At 54.0% G+C, this 23,315-nt stretch carries 23 protein-coding genes, 1 tRNA gene and 1 pseudogene; 9 read left to right on the forward strand and 16 right to left on the reverse strand.

All coding sequences use genetic code 11. The features are described from left to right. Nucleotides 1–46: 46 nt before the first annotated feature. Complete coding sequence (locus EDC52_RS11480) at nt 47–853, reverse strand: SDR family NAD(P)-dependent oxidoreductase (protein ID WP_131865455.1); 807 nt, start codon at nt 851–853, stop codon at nt 47–49. Between the two features lie 172 nt (nt 854–1,025). Here EDC52_RS11480 and EDC52_RS11485 point away from each other — a divergent pair, with 172 nt between their 5' ends. Beyond that, nucleotides 1,026–2,213 carry an MFS transporter gene (locus EDC52_RS11485; RefSeq protein WP_131865456.1) on the forward strand — a complete coding sequence of 396 codons (1,188 nt, stop codon included), beginning with the start codon at nt 1,026–1,028 and terminating at the stop codon, nt 2,211–2,213. On the opposite strand, the gene EDC52_RS11490 is transcribed toward EDC52_RS11485, so the two are convergent. The 3 genes from EDC52_RS11490 to EDC52_RS11500 form a co-directional block, all read right to left on the reverse strand. After that, nucleotides 2,190–4,937: a winged helix-turn-helix domain-containing protein gene (locus EDC52_RS11490; protein ID WP_131865457.1), complete on the reverse strand. Its 2,748-nt coding sequence runs from the start codon at nt 4,935–4,937 to the stop codon at nt 2,190–2,192. The two genes, EDC52_RS11485 and EDC52_RS11490, sit on opposite strands and share 24 nt — an antisense overlap. A gap of 437 nt (nt 4,938–5,374) precedes the next feature. After that, nucleotides 5,375–6,649, reverse strand: coding sequence for a tyrosine-type recombinase/integrase (locus tag EDC52_RS11495; RefSeq protein ID WP_131865458.1), 1,275 nt, complete (start codon nt 6,647–6,649; stop codon nt 5,375–5,377). Nucleotides 6,650–6,809: 160 nt separating this feature from the next. Beyond that, nucleotides 6,810–6,885: transfer RNA gene (locus EDC52_RS11500), tRNA-Phe, on the reverse strand. Between the two features lie 648 nt (nt 6,886–7,533). Here EDC52_RS11500 and EDC52_RS11505 point away from each other — a divergent pair. After that, nucleotides 7,534–9,705 carry an ornithine decarboxylase gene (locus tag EDC52_RS11505; RefSeq protein ID WP_131865459.1) on the forward strand — a complete coding sequence of 724 codons (2,172 nt, stop codon included), beginning with the start codon at nt 7,534–7,536 and terminating at the stop codon, nt 9,703–9,705. A 98-nt stretch (nt 9,706–9,803) separates the two neighbouring features. After that, a pseudogene (locus EDC52_RS20070) lies at nt 9,804–10,004 on the forward strand (steroid delta-isomerase); the annotation flags it as partial. A gap of 110 nt (nt 10,005–10,114) precedes the next feature. Here EDC52_RS20070 and mltC read toward each other — a convergent pair. From mltC to mutY, 3 genes are read right to left on the reverse strand one after another with little or no spacing between them, the layout of a single operon-like run. Further along, on the reverse strand, nt 10,115–11,191 hold the full coding sequence (gene mltC / locus EDC52_RS11515) for a membrane-bound lytic murein transglycosylase MltC (RefSeq protein ID WP_131865460.1): 1,077 nt from the start codon (nt 11,189–11,191) through the stop codon (nt 10,115–10,117). A 55-nt stretch (nt 11,192–11,246) separates the two neighbouring features. Continuing rightward, complete coding sequence (locus EDC52_RS11520) at nt 11,247–11,519, reverse strand: oxidative damage protection protein (RefSeq protein ID WP_131865516.1); 273 nt, start codon at nt 11,517–11,519, stop codon at nt 11,247–11,249. 2 nt (nt 11,520–11,521) lie between these two features. After that, complete coding sequence (mutY, locus tag EDC52_RS11525; RefSeq protein ID WP_131865515.1) at nt 11,522–12,607, reverse strand: A/G-specific adenine glycosylase; 1,086 nt, start codon at nt 12,605–12,607, stop codon at nt 11,522–11,524. A gap of 182 nt (nt 12,608–12,789) precedes the next feature. Between mutY and trmB the strand changes: the two genes are divergently transcribed. Both trmB and EDC52_RS11535 read left to right on the forward strand, forming a co-directional pair. Next, complete coding sequence (gene trmB / locus EDC52_RS11530) at nt 12,790–13,509, forward strand: tRNA (guanosine(46)-N7)-methyltransferase TrmB (RefSeq protein WP_131865461.1); 720 nt, start codon at nt 12,790–12,792, stop codon at nt 13,507–13,509. A gap of 87 nt (nt 13,510–13,596) precedes the next feature. Further along, the gene (locus EDC52_RS11535; RefSeq protein WP_131865462.1) at nt 13,597–14,316 is read left to right on the forward strand and encodes a YggN family protein; all 720 of its coding nucleotides are present in this window, start codon (nt 13,597–13,599) and stop codon (nt 14,314–14,316) included. Between the two features lie 9 nt (nt 14,317–14,325). On the opposite strand, the gene hemW is transcribed toward EDC52_RS11535, so the two are convergent. From hemW to EDC52_RS11565, 6 genes are read right to left on the reverse strand one after another with little or no spacing between them, the layout of a single operon-like run. Beyond that, complete coding sequence (gene hemW, locus EDC52_RS11540; RefSeq protein WP_131865463.1) at nt 14,326–15,456, reverse strand: radical SAM family heme chaperone HemW; 1,131 nt, start codon at nt 15,454–15,456, stop codon at nt 14,326–14,328. After that, on the reverse strand, nt 15,449–16,042 hold the full coding sequence (gene rdgB, locus EDC52_RS11545; RefSeq protein ID WP_131865464.1) for an RdgB/HAM1 family non-canonical purine NTP pyrophosphatase: 594 nt from the start codon (nt 16,040–16,042) through the stop codon (nt 15,449–15,451). Before rdgB ends, hemW begins: the two co-directional genes overlap by 8 nt. Nucleotides 16,043–16,074: 32 nt before the next feature. Further along, nucleotides 16,075–16,368 carry a DUF167 family protein YggU gene (yggU, locus tag EDC52_RS11550; RefSeq protein WP_131865465.1) on the reverse strand — a complete coding sequence of 98 codons (294 nt, stop codon included), beginning with the start codon at nt 16,366–16,368 and terminating at the stop codon, nt 16,075–16,077. Then, a complete protein-coding gene (locus EDC52_RS11555; RefSeq protein WP_131865466.1) occupies nt 16,365–16,919 on the reverse strand; it encodes a YggT family protein in 555 nt (184 codons plus the stop codon). Before EDC52_RS11555 ends, yggU begins: the two co-directional genes overlap by 4 nt. Before the next feature lie 52 nt (nt 16,920–16,971). Beyond that, complete coding sequence (gene proC, locus EDC52_RS11560; RefSeq protein WP_131865467.1) at nt 16,972–17,793, reverse strand: pyrroline-5-carboxylate reductase; 822 nt, start codon at nt 17,791–17,793, stop codon at nt 16,972–16,974. A gap of 17 nt (nt 17,794–17,810) precedes the next feature. After that, a complete protein-coding gene (locus EDC52_RS11565; protein WP_131865468.1) occupies nt 17,811–18,524 on the reverse strand; it encodes a YggS family pyridoxal phosphate-dependent enzyme in 714 nt (237 codons plus the stop codon). Between the two features lie 16 nt (nt 18,525–18,540). Here EDC52_RS11565 and EDC52_RS11570 point away from each other — a divergent pair, with 16 nt between their 5' ends. Then, on the forward strand, nt 18,541–19,479 hold the full coding sequence (locus tag EDC52_RS11570; protein ID WP_165911702.1) for a type IV pilus twitching motility protein PilT: 939 nt from the start codon (nt 18,541–18,543) through the stop codon (nt 19,477–19,479). A gap of 88 nt (nt 19,480–19,567) precedes the next feature. Here the strand turns inward: EDC52_RS11570 and EDC52_RS19880 are convergent, their stop codons facing one another. After that, nucleotides 19,568–19,735: a hypothetical protein gene (locus EDC52_RS19880; RefSeq protein WP_165911703.1), complete on the reverse strand. Its 168-nt coding sequence runs from the start codon at nt 19,733–19,735 to the stop codon at nt 19,568–19,570. Nucleotides 19,736–19,755: 20 nt separating this feature from the next. On the opposite strand from EDC52_RS19880, the gene EDC52_RS11575 reads away from it, so the two are divergent. The 3 genes from EDC52_RS11575 to EDC52_RS20265 all read left to right on the forward strand — a co-directional run bounded on the left by EDC52_RS11575 (nt 19,756) and on the right by EDC52_RS20265 (nt 21,524). After that, nucleotides 19,756–19,944 (forward strand): type 1 periplasmic-binding domain-containing protein, encoded by a 189-nt coding sequence (locus EDC52_RS11575; protein WP_131865470.1) that lies wholly within the window; start codon nt 19,756–19,758, stop codon nt 19,942–19,944. A 412-nt stretch (nt 19,945–20,356) separates the two neighbouring features. After that, the gene (gene rhaT / locus EDC52_RS11580) at nt 20,357–21,391 is read left to right on the forward strand and encodes an L-rhamnose/proton symporter RhaT (RefSeq protein ID WP_131865471.1); all 1,035 of its coding nucleotides are present in this window, start codon (nt 20,357–20,359) and stop codon (nt 21,389–21,391) included. A gap of 4 nt (nt 21,392–21,395) precedes the next feature. Then, on the forward strand, nt 21,396–21,524 hold the full coding sequence (locus tag EDC52_RS20265) for a hypothetical protein (protein WP_268990351.1): 129 nt from the start codon (nt 21,396–21,398) through the stop codon (nt 21,522–21,524). On the opposite strand, the gene rhaR is transcribed toward EDC52_RS20265, so the two are convergent. Together rhaR and rhaS are read right to left on the reverse strand one after the other, a co-directional pair. Next, nucleotides 21,506–22,351, reverse strand: coding sequence for an HTH-type transcriptional activator RhaR (gene rhaR / locus EDC52_RS11585; RefSeq protein ID WP_131865472.1), 846 nt, complete (start codon nt 22,349–22,351; stop codon nt 21,506–21,508). The two genes, EDC52_RS20265 and rhaR, sit on opposite strands and share 19 nt — an antisense overlap. A gap of 76 nt (nt 22,352–22,427) precedes the next feature. Continuing rightward, nucleotides 22,428–23,282 (reverse strand): HTH-type transcriptional activator RhaS, encoded by an 855-nt coding sequence (gene rhaS, locus EDC52_RS11590; RefSeq protein WP_131865473.1) that lies wholly within the window; start codon nt 23,280–23,282, stop codon nt 22,428–22,430. Nucleotides 23,283–23,315: the final 33 nt, after the last annotated feature.

Below are 23,315 nucleotides of genomic sequence, written 5' to 3' on the forward strand. Positions count from 1 at the left end.
TAATTCACTCCATTCCTCAAACATTATTTTGGGGGAATAGAAGAAATTACATAAATCTATCCGCTCCGCCTGATGCTTCAATGGTCTGTCCAGTAACAAACTGGTTTCTTCCAGAAAGCAGGAACGCAGCAATCGCGGCAATATCTTCAGGCAGTCCAAAGCGGCCCACAGGAGTTTTCTCTTTACCCAGTAATGCCATTACCTCTTCGTCTGTTCTGTCAGCCAGTTCAGGACGACGATTGCGGACATTCGGTAGCATATTCTGTGCCCAGTTATCCGTCGCGACAGCGCCCACTCCGATAGCATTGACCAGAATGCCATCCGGAGCCACGCTCAGTGCCAGACTACGGGTCAGGTTGTTGATTGCGGCGCTCAGGGCGTGTGAGACGGTAAGCTGTGGGTTAGGATAGATACCGCCAATGGATGAGATAGTGACAATGCGCCCCCAGTTTCGTTTCTGCATCCCTGGGATGACCGCCTTACAAAAGCGTCGCATGGCGGAAAGCTTGGTCTCGGTCATTGACTGCCAGTCATCTTCAGACGTGGTTAACAGCGTTCCCGTATGTGCTCTTCCGGCATTATTCACCAATAAATCAATACGCTGAAAAACCTTTTCCGCCTGTTCAACCACCAGGGGAGGTAGTTCGATATCAGTCACATCCCCGGCAATCGGCAGCACCGAAACACCGTAATTATCCGAGATTTTTTTCGCCGCCAAAATCAGTTCAGGTTCTCGTCTGGCAACCATGACTAAATGCACACCATTGGCGGCCAGTTCTTGACAAATGCTGAAACCAATTCCGGTTCTGGCTCCGGTAACTAGTGCCACTTTTCCAGTCAGTTTTAAATCCATTTGTTGCTCCTCAAATTAAGCACAGTTAATAACATGAGCAGTATTAGTAACAAATCTCTATTTCAGGAGCTTGTGCATCAGAATTCAGACGTCTGAAAAAAGCGGCCAAAGAGTTGGGAGTCGCCTCTGCTTATACTCCAGACAACATTGAGTTTAGAGCTAGGAGTGGTCAATGCGTACGGACAATCACGAGCTTTCTTCTGCCAGGATTCTGATGCTGGCGATTATTTGCTGTATTGTTGTAGCTAATATTTATTTTAATCAATCTGTCCTGAATTTGATTGCTAGATCCTTTCCCAATGAATGGGAATCTGTTTCTTTGATCCCCATGGCTACCCAGTTAGGCTATGCGGTGGGTTTATTCTTTCTGATCCCTCTGGGCGACTATATTGAACGTCAGCGGCTTATCCTCCGTCAAGCGCAAGTGCTTTTCCTGGCACTGATCGGCATGATGTTATCCCCAACGGCGACAGTGCTGGTGTTCTTCTCCTTCCTTACTGGGATGGCTGCAACAGTAGCCCAACAGATAGTGCCGCTTGCCGCCTCTCTCTCCAGAACTTCTGCACGAGGTAAAACAGTGGGTATCGTGATGAGCGGTGTCCTCGCAGGTATCCTTGCTGGCCGGGCTATCGGAGGCCTTATTGGTCAGTATTTCGACTGGCGTGGCGTCTTTTTGGCCGGAGCGATCATGACATTGTTGGCTATATTTTTCATCTTGCGCATTTTGCCTTCTCAGTCGTTACCAACGCCAAAGTTTAACTATTTGGCCGTGTTACGTTCATTAGGACAACTGTGGAAAAGCGAGCCGCAGGTGCGTGATGCAACTCTTACACAAGCAATGCTGTTTGCCTCTTTCAGCGTACTGTGGACCGTGCTCCCGTTCTGGTTAGCCCATCGCTACGATTACGGTGCAGGGGTAACCGGAACCCTGGCTGCTTTGGGGTTAATCGGTATTCTGTGCGCGCCTCTGGCGGGAAGTTTCAGTGATCGTCAGGGACCAGTCAGAATGGTTGTTTTTGGTGTGATACTCATGCTGCTAGCCTGGGTTGTTTTTTGGGGCTGGAACAGCATGGCTGGTATGGTAGTGGGCATTCTACTACTGGATGCGGGTGAGCAATGTGTACTGATAGCTAACCAGCACACGATTTATTCTTTGCGCCCAGATGCCAGAAACCGTCTTAATACACTATTTATGTGCGTTATGTTTATTGGCGGAGCATGTGGCTCACTGACTGCCACCTGGGTATGGGAGACAACTCATAACTGGACGCTGATTTCTTCAGCGGGGGCAGGGCTCGTGATCCTGGGGATGTTAATAGCCGTGAGACGTAAATATTCAAGTCTCCATTCGGGCACATAGTGCCATAGCATTTCTTACATCCGCCGCCCTATCTGAACCATCGACATCGTGTAAAGCGTCCTGTATTAGCTGTTTAGCAGCCAATTTTTCCCCAGCTTCAGTCTGCAATGTCGCCAGTGAACAAGCAATACGCAGGGCCCAGCCGTGAGCCTGTTGCTGATGCGCTTTGTCCAGTGCCTGCTCCAACAGCAGACGCTGCTCCTGAGGAGGTAATTGAGTGGCGGAAAGACGCATCAGCTCAGGCGTACACCAGTTTTCATGATCCTGACGGGCGGTTTTCTGCGATAGCCCGGTATCAATTTCTGACAACAAAGGGGAATATTGCCAGTCTAATCCCATCGCATGCAACGAGCTAAACAGTGTGGCTTGACTAACATCGGTATGACTGAACTGTTTGGCCCAAGCAAGAAAAAGTTCGCCGTAGGTCTTCCAGAAATACAAATCATGCTTTTCTGCCAGATGAATAAGCCAGTTTGCGGCCTTTATAACCCAACGTGGATTACGATCCAGTGCCGCTGTCATACAGGCACCTTCAGCCAGTGCACAGCAAAGAGAACAGACATGCTGCAAACGAGCGGCTTTTTTAACACCGCGCCATGCCATCTGTTTCGCTGCCTTATACTCACCTTGTAACCAGAGTAAACGAGACAGAAAGGCCTGACCGGCGGTCTCTTGATCAAGACCAAAACGGAAAGAGTGACTTAATCCACCCTGGTCAAACCAGTCAAGAGATTGTTGGAGATAATCACGCCCGACGTCATGACGCCCCAAGAAATGCAGGGATACACCGAGAATACGCAACCCGGTTGCCAGCGCTTCAACGTCACTAATGGACCGTGCGAGCTCGCACATAGATTGCGCATGCTCAAGCGCTTTATCCAGCTCGCCAGTACGCAGATAATACAACCATAACCCGTAATGAGCCTGTAAACGTATTTCTTTGTCATCGAGCTTTTCTGCAAGTGCCAGCGCGGTTTTCCAGGCTGAATGTGTTTCAGGCGTAGGGCCTTTTGCCCAGGTTGATGCCTTACCTGCTACAGCGCTGAGATTCATTCTCTGGCGTAGCGTTAATACTACCTGCGAAGTATTTTCATAAAGCAGAGGATAGATATGGCGCTGACATTCATCGTATAGTGAATATTCAATCCAAAACGGGGTCATCGCTTGTAAGATCTCAAGCCCAGTAGAGGGATCGGCCCCCTCAGTTAATGTTTGCTGTAAAACACTCCGCAAATCATTAAGCATATGGCTATAACGTTCACGCCACTGTCCTGTTGGCAGCATAAACCAATCACTTTGGGCCTCTTCTACCAGAACTTTATAATAACCGGCAAAACGGGTCTCAAGACCGGTATATTCACCCTGTTGCCTGAGTTTATCGCATGCGAACTGGCGCATGGTTTCCAGCAGGCGGAAACGGGTCTCTGGTATCTGAGTACTGACCTGAATCAGGGATAAGGACAGCAATCTTTGCAGATCGTCAACAACCTGCCAGCGATGCTTGTCTTTAATAAGCAGAAAGTCGCTTACTGATTTCACACTGAACATATCGGTATAGATTCCCAGAGAGCAAAATAATCGTTGTTCACGTGTGTTGAGTAACTGATAAGTCCACTCCAGCGTGGTCAGTATTTTCTGATGTCTGTGCACCAGAGAGCTGTGCGTATTGCTCAATAGCTTGAAACGGTCTTCCAGTCGGCTATAGATCTCTTTGACGCTCATGACTGGCAGACGGGAGGCCGCAAGTTCAATCGCCAACGGCAGACCGTCAAGATGACGGCATAACTCGCCAATTAACGACAGTTCGCTGGACGATGGATGGAAATTATGTCGGTTGGCCTGCCCGCGTTCGATAAAGAGGCGGACACTGGCAAAAGTCAGTAGCACTTGGGTATTAGCCCCTTCGCTCTCAGGAACTTGTAATGGCGGTAGTAGATATTGTTGCTCGCCAGCAACCTGTAACGCTACCTGGCTGGTCAACAACAGTTTGATATGGGGAGCCAGGTTCAGGAGCAACGTAATCACTGGTTCAAGTTCATTAATTACATGTTCACAGTTATCAATCAGCAGTAAACATCGACGCCGTGCAAGCTGTTGCCGTAAAGCGGCATCATTATGAATGGCAGCTAATGGAAGATGTAGCGCTTGTGAAATAACAGATAGCAAGCTGGATGCTTCGGTGATATGCGCCAGTTCAGCCACACATATTCCATCAGGAAAATGTGTGTGTATAAGGCTGACGGCTTCCCATGCCAGACGAGTCTTACCCACGCCCCCTGAGCCTGTAATCGTCACCAGACGGTGTTTATTCAATAAGGCGCATAATTCCTGCACAGCTTGATCACGCCCCAGAATCGACGCCAGAAAAGGGGTAACAGCAGGCTCAGGTATTTCTGATTTAGAGGGTGGTTCAATTGGCAGATTGTTGATATTAAAACGATAACCACAACCAAATTCAGTAACCAGTAGATGGCGGTCATGACCCAATGTGCGGCGTATAGCTGAAATTTGCGCCTGAAGATTATTTTCTTCGACGATTTCATTTCCCCACACTTGAGTAAGTAAAGACTCTTTACTGACCGCTTTACCTCCAGCACTCACCAGGACTACCAGAACATCAAAAGCTCTGGCAGAAATTCTTACAGGTTTTCCCCGGTGCAACAGAATCCTTAGCTGCGGCCAGATTTGCCATTCAGCAAAGTGAATCTCATCATTCGATATCATGGTGTTGAGATCTTCTGTTTCTGCGCATCACGAATCCTCTGTACGGAGATATCCATTTTTAACGGAAGTGATCATTAGAATCAGGCCATGTGTTGTATGTATTGCATCTATTCAACGCGTTTTGTGCCGCTCATCATTATACAACCAATGCCAACAAGGAGCATAGCGCGGCGATTCAGCCATTGATGAAAACAGGTGCTATCCCTGTCAGTCATAGCCTACCTTACCCAGTTGGAAACGCGCGCATAAAAGACAAATTATTATCATCTAAAATTAACATCGAGATCGATTCAGGGGCTGATGGTTTTATTCCCATGGCGACGTGGAGAGTAAACAAAGATAAGTCATAGGGAAATTAGTTTCATAATTGGAGAATATTATAGTTTCTGAAAAAGCAGCTTCTTTTCATGATGAGCTGCTTTAAATCAGATAGTTGGTTATACGGCTACTGAATCAAATTTATTCCTTCGTGCATAAATATACGGCGCAATATATCCCCCACGGTTAACGTCCAGATAGTCGGACCACCATTGCATCATTTCCATCCGGGCTTCCAGATGTTCCGCTTTATGCACATAGGCCGCCCGTACGCCGTTGCGCTCCTTATGGCTCATCTGTCGCTCAATGGCGTCCTTTGACCACAGCCCTGACTCGTTTAGGGCGCCACAGGCCATCGTTCTGAACCCGTGGCCACAGACTTCGGTTTTGGTGTCATAACCAATTACGCGTAGCGCTTTATTAATGGTGTTTTCGCTCATAGGTTTGTCCAGACCACGCGCACCCGGAAAAACGAAGACCGACTCGCCGCTAAGCGCTTTAATCTGTTTCAGCAGGTCGACCGCCTGCCGGGACAGCGGCACCAGATGCTCGTCCTTCATCTTTGCGCCACGTTCTGAAAATCTCACGCCCTTTATGGTTTCTCGCTGCGCGGGCACTATCCAGATACGTGCTTTCAGGTCGAACTCTTCCCAGCGGGCGAAGCGCAACTCGCTTGAGCGCAGAAAGACGTGCAGATTCAGTTCCAGCGCCAGGCGGGTCAGTATCCGACCTTGGTAGTTATCTATGTTCACCAACAGTTCTGGCAAGCGTCGCAGTGGCAAGGCGGGAAGATGTTGGGTCACAATCGGCGTCACAACGCCACCCAGATCGAACGCGGGATTGTATTTGATGATGCCCTGTTGCACGGCGTGACGCATGATTTTGGTCAGGTACTGGCGCATCCTCCCGGCCACGTCATGCACGCCTTTGTCGTCGATGGCTTTGATGAGCTGCGCCAGATGCCGTGTTTCGATCTCCGCGATATCCATTTCGCCCATGTCAGGGAAGGCATAGCGTTTCAGGCAGGTAAGAATTTTATCCGCGTGGCTTGCCGACCAGAGCCGGAGGCTGCTGGTGTGCCACGAGGTTGCGATGTGTTTAAAGGTGCGGGTTTCGTCTACAGCGGTTTTTTCGGATTCACGGGGCAGGGAAGGGCAGATGCCGGAGGCCAGCAGCTTGCGCGCGGCGTCGCGCTTTTCACGGGCCTCCGCCAGTGTAGTCTGAGGATAGGGGCCGAAAGCCAGGCGGGATTCTTTGCCGCCGAAGCTGTAGCGGAAATACCACAGACGTGAGCCGCTGGTGGATACCAGTAGATACAGACCGTAAGCATCGGTGATTTTGTAGGATTTTAAGAAGGTTTTTGCAGCGCGGATTTTGCTGTCAGTCAGAGCCATGTGAGGGTCTCTCCATTCATCGAACTGAATGACCCGCAATTTGACCCCACATTTTCCGGATACCTAGGGATAAATCAAAACGTATCGGAAAGGGTTTTTACGCCAACTTATTGAATTGCAATAGCATAGGAATTTATAAGGAGGCATAAAAAAAGAATGGTGGTGCCCGGACTCGGAATCGAACCAAGGACACGGGGATTTTCAATCCCCTGCTCTACCGACTGAGCTATCCGGGCAACGGGGCGCATTAAACCGTATTGGGCGCGGGTCGTCAACGGCTTTATGCCTTCTCGCCGCTCGTTTGCCGAGTTTTCATTCAGTTAGTTCTAGCCTGGTTTAAAACCTCGGTAAATCCCCCGATCACGCTATTTTCATTAACCTTTAGCCATAATGTGATGTCCAAATAACACATATGATAATAATATCATTATAAATCATGGAATTGTATTGTGTTGCGGCGCTATTTCAACTCGGTTTTTTTCTTGAAACTGCCGCCAAAAAATGCAACTATTGCGCGAATTCTGACAACATCCCCTTCAGGGTCACTAAGGCTTACGTTATGACACATCCATTGCTGCGATTGCGATGCACCGGATATCCCTGTCTGATGTCCCAAGCCTGGTGCCGTCCAGATATCAGCTCGTCACAGTTGTCCATACCCACCATGCGGTGAGGGCACCTCCAGTCACCTGTTAGGCATTATTAAAACCAGAGCGCGTCTCTGCTTTTACTGATGTCTATCGGCTGCTGCTCCCCAGTACTTCCGATAATGACCTGCTGCTGTAGCGAGGGCGGTATGACATCTTTACGGGCGAGATATTTCCTCTCCCATCGCGTGCTTATCAGGCACCTACACTCATCCTTAACCTTTGGGATCGGTGATTATGAAATTATTGAAAATAGCGGCCAGCGCTGCGCTGATTGATCTGCTGCACACCGAGCGCGAGCGCGTGCCGGTCGCAGAAACGGATTTTACCGATGTGGCCGCCCTGGTGGTGTCGCCTCAGGATGCCCAGTCCGGGCTGTTGGCCGTGCTGCGCAATACCGGTATTGCGGTGCCGGTATTTATCGGCATGGAATACGCCGGCGAGGCCGATGACCTGAAGATGCCCGCCGATGCCACCCGGCTGATGCTTACCGGCGATGATAGTGAAAGTCATGCCGCTCTGCTGGAAGCCGCGGCTGACCATTATCAGCAACATCTGCTGCCGCCATTTTTCGACACCTTGACCAAGTATGTGGCCATGGGCAACAGCACCTTCGCCTGTCCCGGCCATCAGGGCGGTCAATTTTTCCGTAAGCATCCGGCCGGCCGCCAGTTCTATGAATTTTTCGGTGAAAATCTGTTTCGGGCCGATATGTGCAATGCCGACGTCAAGCTTGGCGATTTGCTGATCCATGAAGGGTCGGCGAAAGAAGCGCAGAAATTTGCCGCCAAGGTGTTTAATGCCGACAAGACCTATTTTGTGCTTAATGGCACCTCGTCCGCCAATAAAGTAGTGACCAATGCGCTGCTGACGCGTGGCGATCTGGTGCTGTTTGATCGCAATAACCATAAATCGGTCCATCACGGCGCCCTGCTGCAGGCCGGCGCCACACCGGTTTATCTTGAAACCGCCCGCAACCCCTTTGGGCTTATCGGCGGCATCGACGCCCGCTGTTTTGATGAGCAATATCTGCGTGGCCAGGCTGCTGCCGTATCGGCAGAGAAGGGGAGCCAGCTACGCCCGTTCAGGCTGGCGGTGATCCAACTGGGTACTTATGACGGCACCATCTATAACGCCCGCCAGGTGGTGGATAAGATTGGTCATCTTTGTGACTACATCCTGTTTGATTCCGCCTGGGTAGGCTATGAGCAGTTTATTCCGATGATGGAGCAGTGCTCGCCGCTGCTGCTGGATCTTAATGCTGATGATCCGGGCATTTTCGTCACCCAGTCGGTGCACAAGCAGCAGGCCGGTTTTTCCCAGACCTCGCAGATCCACAAAAAAGACACCCATATCAAGGGGCAGCCGCGCTTTTGTAATCATAAGCGTTTTAACAATGCCTATATGCTGCATGCCTCGACCAGCCCGTTTTATCCGCTGTTCGCCGCGCTGGAAATCAATGCCAAGATCCATGAAGGGGCCAGCGGACGCCGGTTATGGCACGACTGCGTGATGCTGGGCATCGAGACGCGCAAGCAACTGCTGGATCAGTGCAGCCTCATCAGGCCGTTTGTGCCCGCTACGGTGGATGGCAAAGCCTGGCAGCGCCATGACACCCAGGACATGGCCCGGGATGTGCGATTCTTCAATTTTGAGCCGGGTGAAAAATGGCATGCTTTTAGCGGCTATGTGCAGGATCAGTATTTTGTCGATCCCTGCAAACTGCTGCTGACCACGCCGGGCATTGATACCCAGACCGGTCGCTATACCCCGTTCGGTATCCCGGCCACTATCCTGGCGACCTGGCTGCGCGAGAACGGTATCGTGCCGGAGAAGTGCGATCTCAACTCTATCCTGTTCCTGCTGACCCCGGCCGAGGATGCGGTCAAAATGCAGCGGCTGGTCGCCGCACTGGTGCAGTTCGAACGTTATATCGAACAGGATGCGCTGGTGTGCGATGTGCTGCCGAGTATTTATGAAAAACATACTGATCGCTATCAGGGTTACACGTTGCATCAGCTATGCCAGGAAATGCACGATCTGTATGTCAGTTTTGATGCCAAGCAGCTGCAGCGGGACATGTTCCGCAGCGATTGTATGCCGCGTATCGCCATGAATCCGCAGGATGCCAATACCGCGCTGGTGCGGGGGGATATCGATTTCATTCCGCTCAGTGAAGCCGAAGGCCGGATAGCGGTCGAAGGGGCGCTGCCTTATCCGCCGGGGGTACTTTGCGTGGTGCCGGGCGAAGTCTGGGGTGGGGCGGCCCAGCGCTATTTCCTGGCGCTGGAAGAGGGCGTCAATCTGCTGCCGGGCTTTTCGCCTGAACTGCAGGGCGTGTATTTAGTAGCGGATGACCAGGGTAAAAAGCGGCTTTACGGGCATGTGCTGGCCCAGAGGGTGGGTTAAGCTGCCGGCCGGTTACGTTAAAAAGAGGGCTGGCATAGAGCGGCTGCCGGTTTTACAGTGACCTGATGCATTGCCTCAATTGATTATTATGCTTAACATCTACTCAAGGCGAAGCCAGTTTGCGGGCGTTTTATGTCAATCACCGTTTTAATTAGCCAGCACTCGAAGCCAAGCTGCTTTCAAGGACTGTTCTGGGTAATAAGGTTTTTGATCATGAGCTTATATATGGCCTTAGCCCTTCGCCGATTGAAAGCCTGGCGGTCTTTGAGATTGAGGATTTGCTTATCAAAACAGCATGATTCTATTTCGCTTGATGCCAGCAGGATTTGACTCGGCCAACCTTGGCGGCTTATCGCCGCTCACGCTAAAGGGGGAAGCAGAACTTCCCCCTCGCCATGACCGCCTGCGCCTAGTAGCGCAGGTAGTTTCTCTGCAGCTTGTTGACTTTATAAAGATAACGCCTGGATTCAGCGGAGGGGTGTTTGCTGGTCAGGGTTTGATAGACTTCATCCGGCTGCAAATCGTTTATCTGCGAGAACGCCTGGTTTTTATCCCGGGAGAACACCCGCAGCACGCTGCCGGCGCCGCCGTTATAGGCGGTGATCACCGCATAGCGTCTGGAGGTCGGATTAACGATACCGCCCAGGTAGCTGGACTGCAGAATGGAGAGATAGGCGGTACCGGCATCGATATTGTTCTCCGGATCGAACAGGTAGCTGCGGCTCGGCTGTCCCCATTTGCCCTTCATCTTGAACACATCCCGCCCGGCGCTGTGCTGGACCACCTGCATCAGCCCCAGGGCGTCGGCGTGGCTGACCGCATAGGGGTTGAAGCTGGACTCGGTCTGCATGATTGCCAGGATAAGCGACTCTTCCACCCCGTATTTCTGGGCGGATTTGCGCACCAGCGGCAGGTATTTATGCGCACGTTTGTCCAGATGGTTGGGCACCAGCTGGAGGGTGACCGACCAGATGACTTTCAGGCCTGAGCTGCGGCGCTGCAGCCGGTTTTGAATCAGGTAATCGGCAAAGTGCGCGGCCCGCCATTCCCAGCGGATCGGTTCGCCCTTGTTGTCGAGCACCTGGCCATAAAGGAACGGCTGCTTGCTGATCGGAATATCGTCCACATCAGAATAGAGGTCGATAGAACCCGGATCGTTACCCATCAACAGCGTAGTGATGATCGATTGACGCAGGTGCGCCGCCGGATCGGTCGCCGAGATGGTCTCGATGGTGATGGTACCGGCATCGAAGTTGATGTGGCTGCGGGTTTCGTATTGATCGGTGTATTTGACGTAATCTTTCGGCCCGGCAATCAGGACCTCGTTCAGACCCCAGAGGTTTTCGATATTATGGGCAAACTGGCCCATCAGAATTTCAAAACCATTGGTGTCTTTGACGTTAAGTTCAGAGTCGGCTTCTTTATTACTGCCTGAACATGAAATCAGTAACGGTGCTACTACCAGTAACGCTAAAATTTTCTTCATCTTGCAAGCCGTGTCGGGACGAGGAAGTCAAAAGGGATTACCCTTGCTACAAAGGTTATTTGCTCGGCGGGGTATACCCTTCGATATGCACGTCCTGGCCTTTGAACAGAAAATTAATCATCTCCTGCTCAAGAATTTTGCGGTCGGCCACATTCATCATGCTGAGTTTTTTTTCATTGATAAGCATGGTCTGCTTGGTTTGCCATTCGGCCCAGGCTTCTTTGGAAATTTCATTAAAAATGCGCTTGCCCAGTTCGCCCGGATAAAACTGAAAATCCTGGCCTTCGGCTTCACGCTGTAAATAACTACAAAAAATCGTCCTGCTCATCATTATTCCTCTTGGTTTGCAGCATGTTGGGTTAAGGCGTGCAAGGGATCGCGCACCTGCAGCAATAGGCGACCGACCGGTGCGGCCAGTCCGACGGACGGCGGCTGGGCTAAGTTATACCAGAGTCCGGCCCCTTCATCCATGCAGCGCTTGTGGGCGCTGGCGTTGAGGTGCATGGGAACAATGTCCAGGTGAAAGTGACTGAAGGCATGCCTGAATGAGGTCATCTGTTCACATTGCTCGATGTTGAGACCGTGGGTCTTTAACCATAGTTCAAGATCTTCACGTTGCGAAAACTGCGGAAAGCAAAATAATCCACCCCATAAGCCAACCGGGGGGCGTTGCTCCAGCCAGATCTGTTGATTCTGCTCGAGCAACAGGAACCAGGCGGTCTTTTCCGGCAGTACCTGTTTAGGCTTTTTGCCCGGATAGCGCGCCCAGCTGTGGGTTGCATAAGCTTCACAACCGGTATTCAGCGGGCAGAGTTCGCATTTGGGTTTGGATCGGGTGCAGACCATGGCGCCCAAGTCCATCATCGCCTGGTTGAACTGGGCTACGCCCTGGGCCGGCGTGACCGATTCAGCCAACGACCACAGGCGGCTTTCGACCTCTTTTTTGGCCGGCCAGCCGTCAACCGCATAGCAGCGCGCCAGAACCCGCTTCACGTTGCCGTCCAGGATCGGGTAATGCTGTTCCAGGGCCAGGGATAAAATCGCGCCGGCGGTGGAGCGGCCGATACCCGGCAGGGCGATGATCTCAGCAAAGGTTTGCGGAAATACGCCGCCATGGCGTTCAACGACGATCTGCGCCGCCTGGTGCAGGTTACGGCCGCGGGCATAGTAGCCCAGGCCGGTCCACAGATGCAGCACTTCATCCAGCGGTGCCGCCCCCAGGCTGGCGACGGTGGGGAATGCCGCCATAAAGCGCTGAAAGTAGGGGATAACGGTCGCTACCTGGGTCTGTTGCAGCATCACTTCCGACAACCAGACTTTATACGGGGTCTTGTCACTCTGCCAGGGCAGGGTTTTGCGGCCAAAGCGCTGGTACCAGTCCAGGACTTGTTGCGCGAAAGGTTGCGCTTGCATCATGAGAAGGCTATTACACTCCAGCAGGTGATCATTGAGAATCGGCTCCATCGCCTCAGGCAGCGATTCCAGCACAGAGTGTGCGGGCTGTAAACAGGAACTTTCCCCCTCTGCGCCCTTGCTTATCCCCCCCATCTTTGGATAATGCGCGTTGGCCCATCATATTGCGCAGACCAAACATAACTATGAGTAATAACGTCATCTCCCCGGAATTCGATGAACAAGGGCGCCCGCTGCGTCGTATCCGCAGTTTTGTCCGTCGCCAGGGTCGCCTGACCAAAGGACAGCAGCACGCACTTGACACCCTTTGGCCGGAGATGGGCGCTGAATATCAGCCCGCGCCGGTCTCTCTGCCCTCCCTGTTTGGCCGCGAAGCGCCGGTTACGCTGGAAATCGGCTTTGGCATGGGCGCATCGCTGGTGACCATGGCGGCTGCCCATCCGGAGCATAATTTCCTCGGTATCGAGGTGCATCTGCCGGGGGTAGGGGCCTGTCTGTCCAGCGCCCATGAGGCCGGCATCAGCAATCTGCGGGTGATGTGCCACGATGCGGTCGAAGTGCTGGACCTGATGATCCCGGACGGCAGCCTGGCGCTGGTGCAGCTGTTCTTCCCTGATCCCTGGCATAAGGCCCGCCATAACAAGCGCCGCATTATCCAGGTGCCGTTTGCCGAGCTGGTGCAGCGCAAGCTGCAGACCGGCGGTGTTTTCCATATGGCCACCGACTGGCAGCCGTATGCCGAACATATGCTGGAGGTGATGAGCAGTGTCGCAGGCTATCGCAATCAATCAGCCACCCAGGACTATGTTCCACGGCCTGAATTCCGGCCGCTGACCAAGTTTGAACAGCGTGGACAGCGATTAGGTCACGGCGTTTGGGATTTAATGTTCGAAAAAGTGGTCTGATGGTAACAACCAACCATACTTATCCGGCGGCCTACGCAATGTTTGCCGCCACCGGGAAGGTGCGGTCATTAATCATCGGGAGAGTGTATGTTGCGCAAAGCAGTGCTGGGTTTATTGATGTTGACCGCATGGCAGGCTCAGGCCGAGTATCAGTGCCAGGTTAAACCGCAGGACGATATCTTTATCAGTGCGCAGAACGTGCGCGTGGTGGGCGCCAGCGGTGATGTGACTATCCGGCCGGATGGCGCAGTGGTCCGCAACGGCCAGACCCTGAGCCTCAGCGCTGCCCAGCAGCGCCAGGCCCAGGATTACCAGGCTGCATTGCGCCGGGATCTGCCCTGGATTGATGAAGGCGCCAGTCAGCGTCTGGAGCAGGGACGTTTGTCCCTGGACCGGGTGATAGTCAAACAGCTTGGCAGCGACAGCAATGTCCGCAACCGGCTCACAACTTTGAACCAGCAGCTCAAACAGCAGATGAACCGTATCCTGGAGCATCGCAGCGAGGGTCTGGCATTTCATCACCAGGCCATCAGCCAGGTAGAGCAGGATGGCCGGCGTATCGTCCAGCAGAGCATGGGCGGGGTGGTGCAGGACAGCCTGAATGAAATGGGCGTCAAGCAGTCGGTCAATCTGTCAGGCAATAACCCGCTGCAGGCGATGATGGGCAATCTCGGCACCCTGCAGCAGGCTATCCAGACTGAATGGAATAATCAGGAACAGGATTTTGAGCAGTTTGGCCATCAGGTCTGTCAGAAAGTCACTCAGCTTGAGACACAGCGCAGCACCCTGCTGCAGTCTTTAAAGTAGGGGACATGCTCACATGAACAGTTCCAGCAGCGGATTAAGAAACAGCTGCCCCTTGCGGGTGGTCTGCCAGTGCGTTGCGCTTTCGGTGAGATAGCCGTCGGCCAGCGCCTGGTCCAGGGCCTGGCGCACGGTGCTTTCAGCAAGCCCGGTAAACGCTTGGAACTGCTCGCGCGGGGTGGCCTCAAACAGCCGGAAGCGGTTCATAAAGAACTCGAACGGCAGGTCGTCAGCGGCGACCTGATACTTTTTATCCAGATAATTCCCCTGCATATAACCCCGAGGATGGCGGACCTTGACGGTACGGATTACCTCGCCGTTTTCGGCGGTCATTTTGCCATGGGCGCCGCAGCCGATGCCCAGGTAATCGCCAAAGCGCCAGTAGTTGAGATTATGTTGGCACTGATAGCCAGCTTTGGCATAAGCCGAGGTCTCGTATTGCTGATAGCCGGCCTGGCTGAGCAACTGATGCCCCAACTGATAGATATCCCATAAGGCATCGTCGTCCGGCAACACCGGCGGTTTCGAGGCAAACAGCGTGTTGGGCTCGATGGTCAGTTGATACCAGGACAGATGCGGGGGTTCAAGTTCGATTGCCGATCGCAGATCGTCCAGCGCCTGCTCGGGGGACTGATTCGGCAAGCCATGCATTAAATCGAGATTGAAGCTACGCAGCCCCAGCCCTTGGGCAAGCCTGGCCGCCCGGCGGGCTTCATCTGCTCCGTGGATCCGGCCCAGACGCTGCAGTTTCTCGGCATCAAAGCTCTGTACGCCGATGGAAATGCGGTTAATGCCTGCCTGCTGGTAGCCGCGAAAACGGTCGGCCTCGACGGTGCCGGGATTGGCCTCCATGGTAATTTCCGCGTCAGCACTGAGGGTCAGCCGCTGCCTGACGCCATCAAGCAGCGACTGCATCGCTTCGGCGCTCAGCAGGCTGGGTGTACCGCCGCCGATAAACAGGCTGCTGACCTCGCGCCCTGCCACCAGCGCCATCGAGTCATCAAGATCCGCCAGCAGGTGCCTGACGTATTCTTCATGAGGCACCTCGCCTTTCAACGCGTGGGAATTGAAATCGCAGTAGGGGCACTTCTGCACGCACCACGGAATATGGATATACAGACTGAGAGGAGGAAGCCTACGCATTACGCAATGCTTCCAGTAGCAGTGTGAGCGCCTGTCCGCGATGGGAAATGCGGCTTTTATGCGCCTTGGTCAGCTGGGCCGCCGAGCAGCCAAGCTCAGGCAAGACAAATATCGGATCGTAACCGAAGCCGCCATCGCCCGCTGCGCTGCGGCTGATAACGCCCCGCCAGCTGCCGTGGCAGACCAGCGGCGTAGGGTCATCGGCATGGCGCATATACACCAGTACGCAATGAAAACTGGCGCCGCGCTGGGCGTCCGGCACATCCTCCAGCGCGGCCAGCAGCTGGTCCAGATTCTGCTGATCGCTGGCATCCAGGCCGGCATAGCGCGCGGAATAAATGCCCGGCGCGCCGCCCAGCGCGTCGACTGCCAGTCCGGAATCATCAGCGATAGCCGGTAATCCAGTCTGTCTGGCGGCATGGCGGGCCTTGAGGATGGCGTTCTCGATAAATGTCAGCCCGGTCTCTTCGGCATTGTCCACGCCCAGATCAGTCTGGGCGATAATATCGAAGCCGAATTCCGCCAGCAAACCGGCCAGTTCGCCGACTTTACCCGGGTTACCGGTCGCCAGTACGCATTTTTCCATAGTGTTAATCCGCAAACAGGTAAACAATCGCGCTACTGATTCAATTGCTCGGCAATGATCTCAGGGATGCGCTGAGGCTGGGTTATCCTGAGCTGCTTATGGCGGCCCAGTTCCCCTTTTTCAATGGTAATACGGCTCTTGGCAACGCCAAACTGCTTTGCCAGAAAGCGGGTGAGGTGGCTGTTGGCCTGACCATCAACCGGCGGCGCGGTAATGGCGACTTTGACTTCGTCGCCATGGATGCCGACTATCTGGTCACGGCTGGCCTTGGGCTGGATATAAAGCTTAAGCACCAGCCCGTCGGCCTGCTGTATAACGCAACTCACAGCAGGTACCAGAGCCCCGGAAACAGATCCATGCCCAAGTAATTGAGCATATACAGCACCAGAATGACGATCATCGCTGAAAAATCAATGCCGCCCATCGCCGGCAATATACGGCGAATCGGCGCCATCAGCGGTTCGCTGAGCTGCATCAGCACCTGATCCATCGGGCTGCGGCCCTGGCTTATCCAGCTCATCAGCGAGCGTATGATGATAACCCAGAACACCACTTCTCCCGTCGCCTTCAGCAGGGTCAGCAGGCCCACCAGCAGGTTCATCGGGTCCAGGGCCAGCACGCCGACCTGTATCAGCATCAGCAGCGGATATTTGAGGGTCGCCAGAATATAGGCCAGCAGCAGGGAAGCGGTGTCGACAGGCCCTACCGAGGGGATGATGCGCCGCAGCGGGCCGATGATCGGCTGCGTCACCTTCACGATAAACTGTGAAAATGGATTATAAAAGTCACAGCGGGTCCACTGCATCCAGATCCTCAGCAGCAGCACCATGATGTATAAATCAATCAGCGTCTTGACCAGAAACGTCAACGTCAGCATAAGCGGGTCGTGTCCTTAATAGCGTTAAAAAGCGTGACAACCTGACCGGTTATCAGAATGATTTTTCCATTTCTTCAGCCCGGGCCACGGCGGCCTGCATGGCTTCAGCAATAGTGTGGTTCAGTTGTTGTTGTTCAAACACCTGCAGCGCCGCTGCCGTAGTGCCGCCTTTGGAGGTGACATTCTGGCGCAGCACTGAAAACGGCTGGTCCGGGTTGGCTTCAGCCAGTGCCGCTGCGCCGCTGGCGGCCTGCAGCACCATCATGCGCGCCGTTGGCTCATCAAATCCCATGCTGACCGCCTGCTGCTGCATGGCGTCCATGAACAGGAAGAAATAGGCAGGCGCGCTGCCGGCGGCGGCGATAACGCCGTTAATGCCGCTTTCATCCTCGACCCAGCATATTTTGCCGACTGCACACATTAAATCAGCGCTAAAGGCCCGGTCCGATTCGCTTACGCCCGACGGCGCAAACAGACCGCTAAGGCCTTTTCCAACCAGTGACGGGGTGTTAGGCATGATACGGACGATAGCCAGGTTTTCACCCAGCAGGGCATAAAACCGGCTCACGTTAACACCTGCCGCAATGGAAAGCACCAGTTTGCCTGAAAAATCGACGGTGGCGGCCAGCTGGCGGCAAACCTCGGCCATAAGCTGCGGTTTCACCGCCAATACGATAACGTCGGCGTCATGGGCGCCGGCGGCGTTATCGCCATGGTGATTGACGCCGTAGCGGGCTGCCAGCGCCGCCCGATGGTGTTCCGACGGTGCACAGACGGTAATCAGGCTGGCCGGGTAGCCGGAGGATACCAGCCCGGCGACAATTGCCTGTGCCATGTTACCGGCACCGATAAACGTTATTTTGCGCTGCTGCATAAAAATCCTGTCGTTAATCAGTCTGTACTCGCGGCATAGTCGCGAGCGCCAAAAATCGCGGTACCAATTCGTACCAGCGTACTGCCGGCAGCGATGGCCGCCGGCATATCGTCACTCATGCCCATCGATAAGGTATCGGCGGACGGGTACTGTTCGCGCAACTGGGTAAACAGGCCGGTCATCTCGGCAAACACCGCCAACTGCGCTTCATAGCAATGCTGGGGAGCCGGAATAGCCATCAGGCCGCGCAAATTAAGATGCGGCAACTCGGCCACCAGGGCTGCCAGTGCCGGCAACTGGTCGGGCAGGATCCCTGCCTTGCTGGCTTCACCGCTGATATTGATTTGGATCAGCACATTCAGCGGCCCGAGGCCGGCCGGACGCTGGCTGTTAAGGCGTTGAGCCAGCTGCGGGCGATCCAGGGTGTGTAGCCAACTGAAGTTTTCGGCCACCAGCCGGCTCTTGTTGGACTGGAGCGGGCCGATAAAGTGCCATGACAGGTCATGCGCCAGCGCCTGTTGGCAAAAATACTGAATTTTCTCGACCCCTTCCTGTACATAGTTCTCACCGAATGCCCACTGCCCGGCCGCCATTGCCTGTTCGATAGCGGTTACCGGTTTGGTTTTGCTTACCGCAAGCAAGGTGATTTCTTGTGGAGAGCGGCCGCACAGTAATGCTGCCGCTGAGATTTGCTCGCCTACCCGGTGTAAATTTTTCTCGATAGTACTCATGGTTTCAGGAGGTCATATGAATCTGGGTGAAATTGTGGCCCTTAGTGTAAAGCATAATGCTTCTGATCTGCACCTTTGTCCGGGGCAGGTTCCTAATATCCGCACTGATGGCCTGATAAGACCGCTGGAATATCAGCCGCCGGTGGCGCCGGCTTTTATCACCGGCTGTGCATTGCATTACCTGGGACGCCCAGGAAATCGAAGCCTTATCCGCAGCGGCCAGGCTGATTGCGCCATTGCCTTCGAGGACGGCAGCCGGCTCCGGGCGCATTTTTTCATGCAGCATTTCGGCATGTCGGCCAGCTTTCGCCTTATCCGCCAGCACTGCCAGTCGCTGGCGCAGCTGGGCGTCCCCTCGGCGGTCGGGCAACTGCTGGCGCCGATGCGGGGCCTGATGCTGGTGACCGGGCCGGCCGGCAGCGGTAAATCCAGCTCTTTGGCGGCCATGATCGATGACCTCAACCAGCATCGGCAGGCGCATATTATCACGCTGGAAGACCCTATCGAACACCTCCATCGGCCGGGACGATGCCTGGTTCAGCAGCGTGAAATTGGCCGCCACTGTACCGATTTTCGCGTCGGGATCCATGGCGCATTGCGCGAAGATCCGGATGTTATCATGCTGGGCGAGCTCCGTGATGGCCAGACGATACGCCTGGCCCTTAACGCCGCCGAGACCGGCCATCTGGTGCTGGCCACGCTGCATGCCGATCATCCAGCCCAGGCCGTGGACCGGCTTATTGAAGGGGCGGGCGCCAGGGAGCCGGCATTTGTCCGCAGCCAGGTGGCGGCGGGGCTGTTGGCGGTCATGTCGCAAAAACTGGTCGGCCGCCCGGAAGGCGGGCGCTGCGGGGAATTTGAATTGATGGTGGCGACGCCGGCGGTACGCAATCTTATCCGTGAAGGGAAAAGCCATTTGCTGGCGGGATTAACCCATGGAAACCCGGGACAATGAAACAGGCCGTCTGGGCCAGAACGGGCGCAGACGGCTTCTCAGGGTGTTGCGGTTGGCGGCGGCCCGTAGCGAGCTTTTTTTAACGACGTTACGACTGGCGGCTGAACCGCAGCAGGATGGCCGATTCAGGATCCAGTATCGGCAACGCAATCCCGACATTTTCCAGCCACTCGCCGCTGAGGGCTACTTCCTCGGAGAACCAGGCCGGATAATGCTTCATGGTATGGCTTCTGGCCTGTTGCAGCGCTTCAGGCAAGTCCAGTATCTCCAGCCGGGATGGACGCCGGGCTGCTGCAAAAAGTGGCCCTGATAGCCTATGACGGCCTGCCCGCTCATAGCCTGATACCCTGCGAAGTGACGCCGATAATTCAGGCCACCAAGGAACAGGTGGGCAAGCAGATTGCCCAGATGACCATGGCGTTGATAAGCGGTGAGTCGCCGGCCCGATTACAGGTGCTGTGGTAACCTGAATTGGGCGAGGGCGATAGGTGTTTTGCGCAGCTAGCCTGAAAATGCATACCCTCGGACGAGTAGCCGTCATGGCAGCAACGGCTGCGATATTGCTGCTATAGGCTTGTCTGGCGTTGAATATATATAAATGTGAACTAAATATATATAAATAATGAAATCACGTTTCATTATTTATATATATTTCCAAAGAAAAATATTAACCACGGAATAACGCCGTTTTGTGATTACGCTCACTGTTAACATGCGTTTATTGCCATCGCTGGATGAATATTGGCAGCCATTAGAAGGAATAACTGACCGCCGGTTCCTACACTGTCAGCCGCACTGAATATTAATCCGATTATTATCTATCCCTCCACGCTCCAGGGCGCGGCGGAAATCAAACAATAATGGCAGGAGCACGTTCATGGGCAGTTCAATCGTGTTGGGGATACTGTGGCATTTTGTCGGAGCGGCCAGTGCCGCCTGCTTTTATGCGCCGCTGAAGAAGGTCCGGAACTGGAGCTGGGAGACCATGTGGTCCTTGGCGGGATTATTTTCATGGATAATTTTGCCATGGACGGTGAGCTGGATATTACTGCCGGATTTTGGCGCTTATTATTCCTCGTTTTCTTTATCCACATTAACACCGATATTTTTATTTGGCGCTATGTGGGGCATCGGCAATATTAATTATGGTTTGACCATGCGCTATCTGGGAATGTCGATGGGTATCGGTATTGCCATCGGTATTACCCTGATCGTCGGTACGCTGATGACGCCGATCATTCAGGGGAAATTCTCGGTGCTTACCAGCACCACCGGTGGACAAATCACTCTGCTGGGCGTGTTCATTGCGCTGGTAGGCGTCGGCATCGTCAGCTATGCCGGCTTGCTGAAAGAAAGGGAAATGGGCATCCGCACCGAAGAATTCAATTTAAAGAAAGGACTGGTGCTGGCGGTGTTTTGCGGCATTTTTTCCGCCGGTATGTCATTCGCCATGGATGCGGCGATACCGATGCACCAGGCCGCCGCTGGTTTAGGCATCAGTCCGCTGTATGTGGCCCTGCCCAGTTATGTGGTGATCATGGGCGGCGGCGCTATCATCAACCTGGCCTATTGTTTTATTCGTCTGGCGACCCGTAAGGACCTGTCGGTCAGGGCCGATTTCTCGCTGGCCAAATCATTACTGTTTGCCAATGCCTGCTTCGCTATTCTCGGCGGCGTGATGTGGTATCTGCAGTTTTTCTTCTATGCCTGGGGGCACGCCAACATCCCGGCACAGTATTCCTTTGTCAGTTGGATGCTGCATATGAGCGCCTATGTGCTGTGCGGCGGTATCGTTGGACTGCTGCTTAAAGAGTGGGTCGGCGTCAGCCGAAAACCGGTGAGCCGGCTTTGTCTCGGCGGCCTGGTGATTATCCTGGCGGCAAACGTGGTGGGACTCGGCATGGCGTCCTGAGACCATGCTTACCCGGCTTATCCAGCCCGGCCAGAGCCCGGCCAGCGCCGGGCTTCTGACGCCGGGCTTCCAGCGTCAGGCTTCTATCGCCGGGCTTGCAGCGTTACGCTATCGTCAGGCAGAGCTCTTCTGAAACCGCTGGCGATAATGCCGCGGCGAAATGCCGACACACTGATTGAACACCACTGAAAAATAATTACTGTCTTCATAGCCGCACAGTGCCGCCACCTCCCCGATCGTTTCCTGCCCGTGGCGCAGTAAATCCATCGCCTTGCAAAGGCGCAGCTGGCGCAGATAATGGTTTACCCCCATGCCGGTCTGCTGCTTGAACAGCAGTTTCAGGCCGCGGGGATTGAGCTGATGCCGCCGGCAGAATGGCTCCATCCGGAAGGGGGCGGCGATGCTGGCCCTCAGCGCCATCAGCAGCAGATCCAACTGCTCGGCATCCGAAAGCACGGTACTGTCGGGGGCATGGCGAAAACGCATTGCCAGCAGGGCAAGTCTGAGGAACTGGGCTTCACTCAGTTGAAGGGAAATGTCATCGGTTTTCATGCATTCAGCGGCCAGGGTGTCAACCTCCTGGCGCAGCGCCGTCATGCCCGGCGTACTTAACCGCCAGTAGCGCGCCGACTGGTCATGGTGCTTGCCGGGCAGCAGGGCATCCCAGTCGCAGGCCAGCGAAAAGCGCTGGCGGCAATAGAGGATGTTATCCAGCTCAAGGCCGTTAACCGATTCATAGCTATGGCAGTCTTCGGCATTGACATAGAATAGATCGCCACAGGTAATGGGGTAGGGGACGTCGTTCAGGATATGCACCCCATTACCACGCCAGACTATCACCAGTTCGTCGAAGTCATGTCGATGGGGTGGAAAGGCCGGCTGTGGATGTCTGTCCGCTACCATTACCGCATTTTTGTCACTGACAAAATAGTCGGTAGTCTGCAGCTTCAGGTCGCACATGGTTAATACTCATCAGGCAGTTACATCATTAGATAGTGACATAGCCGAGCATTAAAAAAATTGAAACCGGCGACAACTACTGAATATTTTTTCCCATCACAGGGCTCATTTCGCCCTGGCGCAGCATTTTAGGCGAACAGGTGAACTCACGTCTGAACTGGGTAGAAAAATGGTTGCTGTCGCTAAAGCCGCAGGCGTGGGCAATTTCGGTAATGGTTTTATCGCTTTGCTGTAGCTGTTTACGTGCTTCCAGCAGCCGCAGGCGATTAAGATAGCGCTGGGGGGTCATGCCGGTCTGCTGCTTCAACTGGCGGTGCAGGGTCCGCAGCGGCAATTCAAATTCATCGGCAAGCGCTGTCCAGTCCACCTCCTCACTGAAATTATTCTGCAGCCAGCGCAGCAGGCTCTGCAGCCGCTGTTCTCGATTGCCGTTACAGCCGGTCTGATAACAGCCCTGGCGCAGCATAATCAGCAGTTGCAGGAATTGTCCTTCGCTGGCGGCGATGTTTTCAGCACTGTTGTCGGTAGAAAGGGCTGCCAGCGAGGCGATGAACTGTTTGGCCCGCTGCATTTCGGCCTGGTTGATTTGCCAATGCACCTGCCAGTCCGGTTGGTTGTTGGCCGGCAGGAAACCGCCGATATCCGCTAGAAAGCGAAAGTCGCTTGGTGAACGATAGAGCACGTTTATCAGGTTTAAATTATCTACATTTTCAAAAAGATGGCGATCATCTGCCCGCACAAAACACACGGTGCCGCTATTGAGCGTATAGGGCTGGTCATTGAAAACATGGATACCGGATCCGCTTTCCACCAGCAGGATTTCCCAGAAGTCATGATAGTGCTCTGGAAAATCGATTTGAGGATGGCGCGGTTCAATGGCCACCGTCGCGTCTCGAGAGACAAAAAAATCATCACCGCAGAGTAACGTCATTTTATTCACCTCCTCAGGAATCCGGGCACCCAT

Origin of the sequence: Biostraticola tofi, from assembly GCF_004343195.1 — a bacterium.
In the GTDB taxonomy this organism is placed as follows: Bacteria; Pseudomonadota; Gammaproteobacteria; order Enterobacterales; family Enterobacteriaceae; genus Biostraticola; species Biostraticola tofi.

Bases quoted from the DNA above. Each gene is read 5' to 3' on its own strand.
- EDC52_RS11480 (WP_131865455.1), bottom strand. From the start codon at position 853: ATGGATTTAAAACTGACTGGAAAAGTGGCACTAGTTACCGGAGCCAGA.
- EDC52_RS11485 (WP_131865456.1), top strand. From the start codon at position 1,026: ATGCGTACGGACAATCACGAGCTTTCTTCTGCCAGGATTCTGATGCTG.
- EDC52_RS11490 (WP_131865457.1), bottom strand. From the start codon at position 4,937: ATGATATCGAATGATGAGATTCACTTTGCTGAATGGCAAATCTGGCCG.
- EDC52_RS11495 (WP_131865458.1), bottom strand. From the start codon at position 6,649: ATGGCTCTGACTGACAGCAAAATCCGCGCTGCAAAAACCTTCTTAAAA.
- EDC52_RS11505 (WP_131865459.1), top strand. From the start codon at position 7,534: ATGAAATTATTGAAAATAGCGGCCAGCGCTGCGCTGATTGATCTGCTG.
- mltC (WP_131865460.1), bottom strand. From the start codon at position 11,191: ATGAAGAAAATTTTAGCGTTACTGGTAGTAGCACCGTTACTGATTTCA.
- EDC52_RS11520 (WP_131865516.1), bottom strand. From the start codon at position 11,519: ATGAGCAGGACGATTTTTTGTAGTTATTTACAGCGTGAAGCCGAAGGC.
- mutY (WP_131865515.1), bottom strand. From the start codon at position 12,607: ATGATGCAAGCGCAACCTTTCGCGCAACAAGTCCTGGACTGGTACCAG.
- trmB (WP_131865461.1), top strand. From the start codon at position 12,790: ATGAGTAATAACGTCATCTCCCCGGAATTCGATGAACAAGGGCGCCCG.
- EDC52_RS11535 (WP_131865462.1), top strand. From the start codon at position 13,597: ATGTTGCGCAAAGCAGTGCTGGGTTTATTGATGTTGACCGCATGGCAG.
- hemW (WP_131865463.1), bottom strand. From the start codon at position 15,456: ATGCGTAGGCTTCCTCCTCTCAGTCTGTATATCCATATTCCGTGGTGC.
- rdgB (WP_131865464.1), bottom strand. From the start codon at position 16,042: ATGGAAAAATGCGTACTGGCGACCGGTAACCCGGGTAAAGTCGGCGAA.
- EDC52_RS11555 (WP_131865466.1), bottom strand. From the start codon at position 16,919: ATGCTGACGTTGACGTTTCTGGTCAAGACGCTGATTGATTTATACATC.
- proC (WP_131865467.1), bottom strand. From the start codon at position 17,793: ATGCAGCAGCGCAAAATAACGTTTATCGGTGCCGGTAACATGGCACAG.
- EDC52_RS11565 (WP_131865468.1), bottom strand. From the start codon at position 18,524: ATGAGTACTATCGAGAAAAATTTACACCGGGTAGGCGAGCAAATCTCA.
- EDC52_RS11570 (WP_165911702.1), top strand. From the start codon at position 18,541: ATGAATCTGGGTGAAATTGTGGCCCTTAGTGTAAAGCATAATGCTTCT.
- EDC52_RS11575 (WP_131865470.1), top strand. From the start codon at position 19,756: ATGGACGCCGGGCTGCTGCAAAAAGTGGCCCTGATAGCCTATGACGGC.
- rhaT (WP_131865471.1), top strand. From the start codon at position 20,357: ATGGGCAGTTCAATCGTGTTGGGGATACTGTGGCATTTTGTCGGAGCG.
- EDC52_RS20265 (WP_268990351.1), top strand. From the start codon at position 21,396: ATGCTTACCCGGCTTATCCAGCCCGGCCAGAGCCCGGCCAGCGCCGGG.
- rhaR (WP_131865472.1), bottom strand. From the start codon at position 22,351: ATGTGCGACCTGAAGCTGCAGACTACCGACTATTTTGTCAGTGACAAA.
- rhaS (WP_131865473.1), bottom strand. From the start codon at position 23,282: ATGACGTTACTCTGCGGTGATGATTTTTTTGTCTCTCGAGACGCGACG.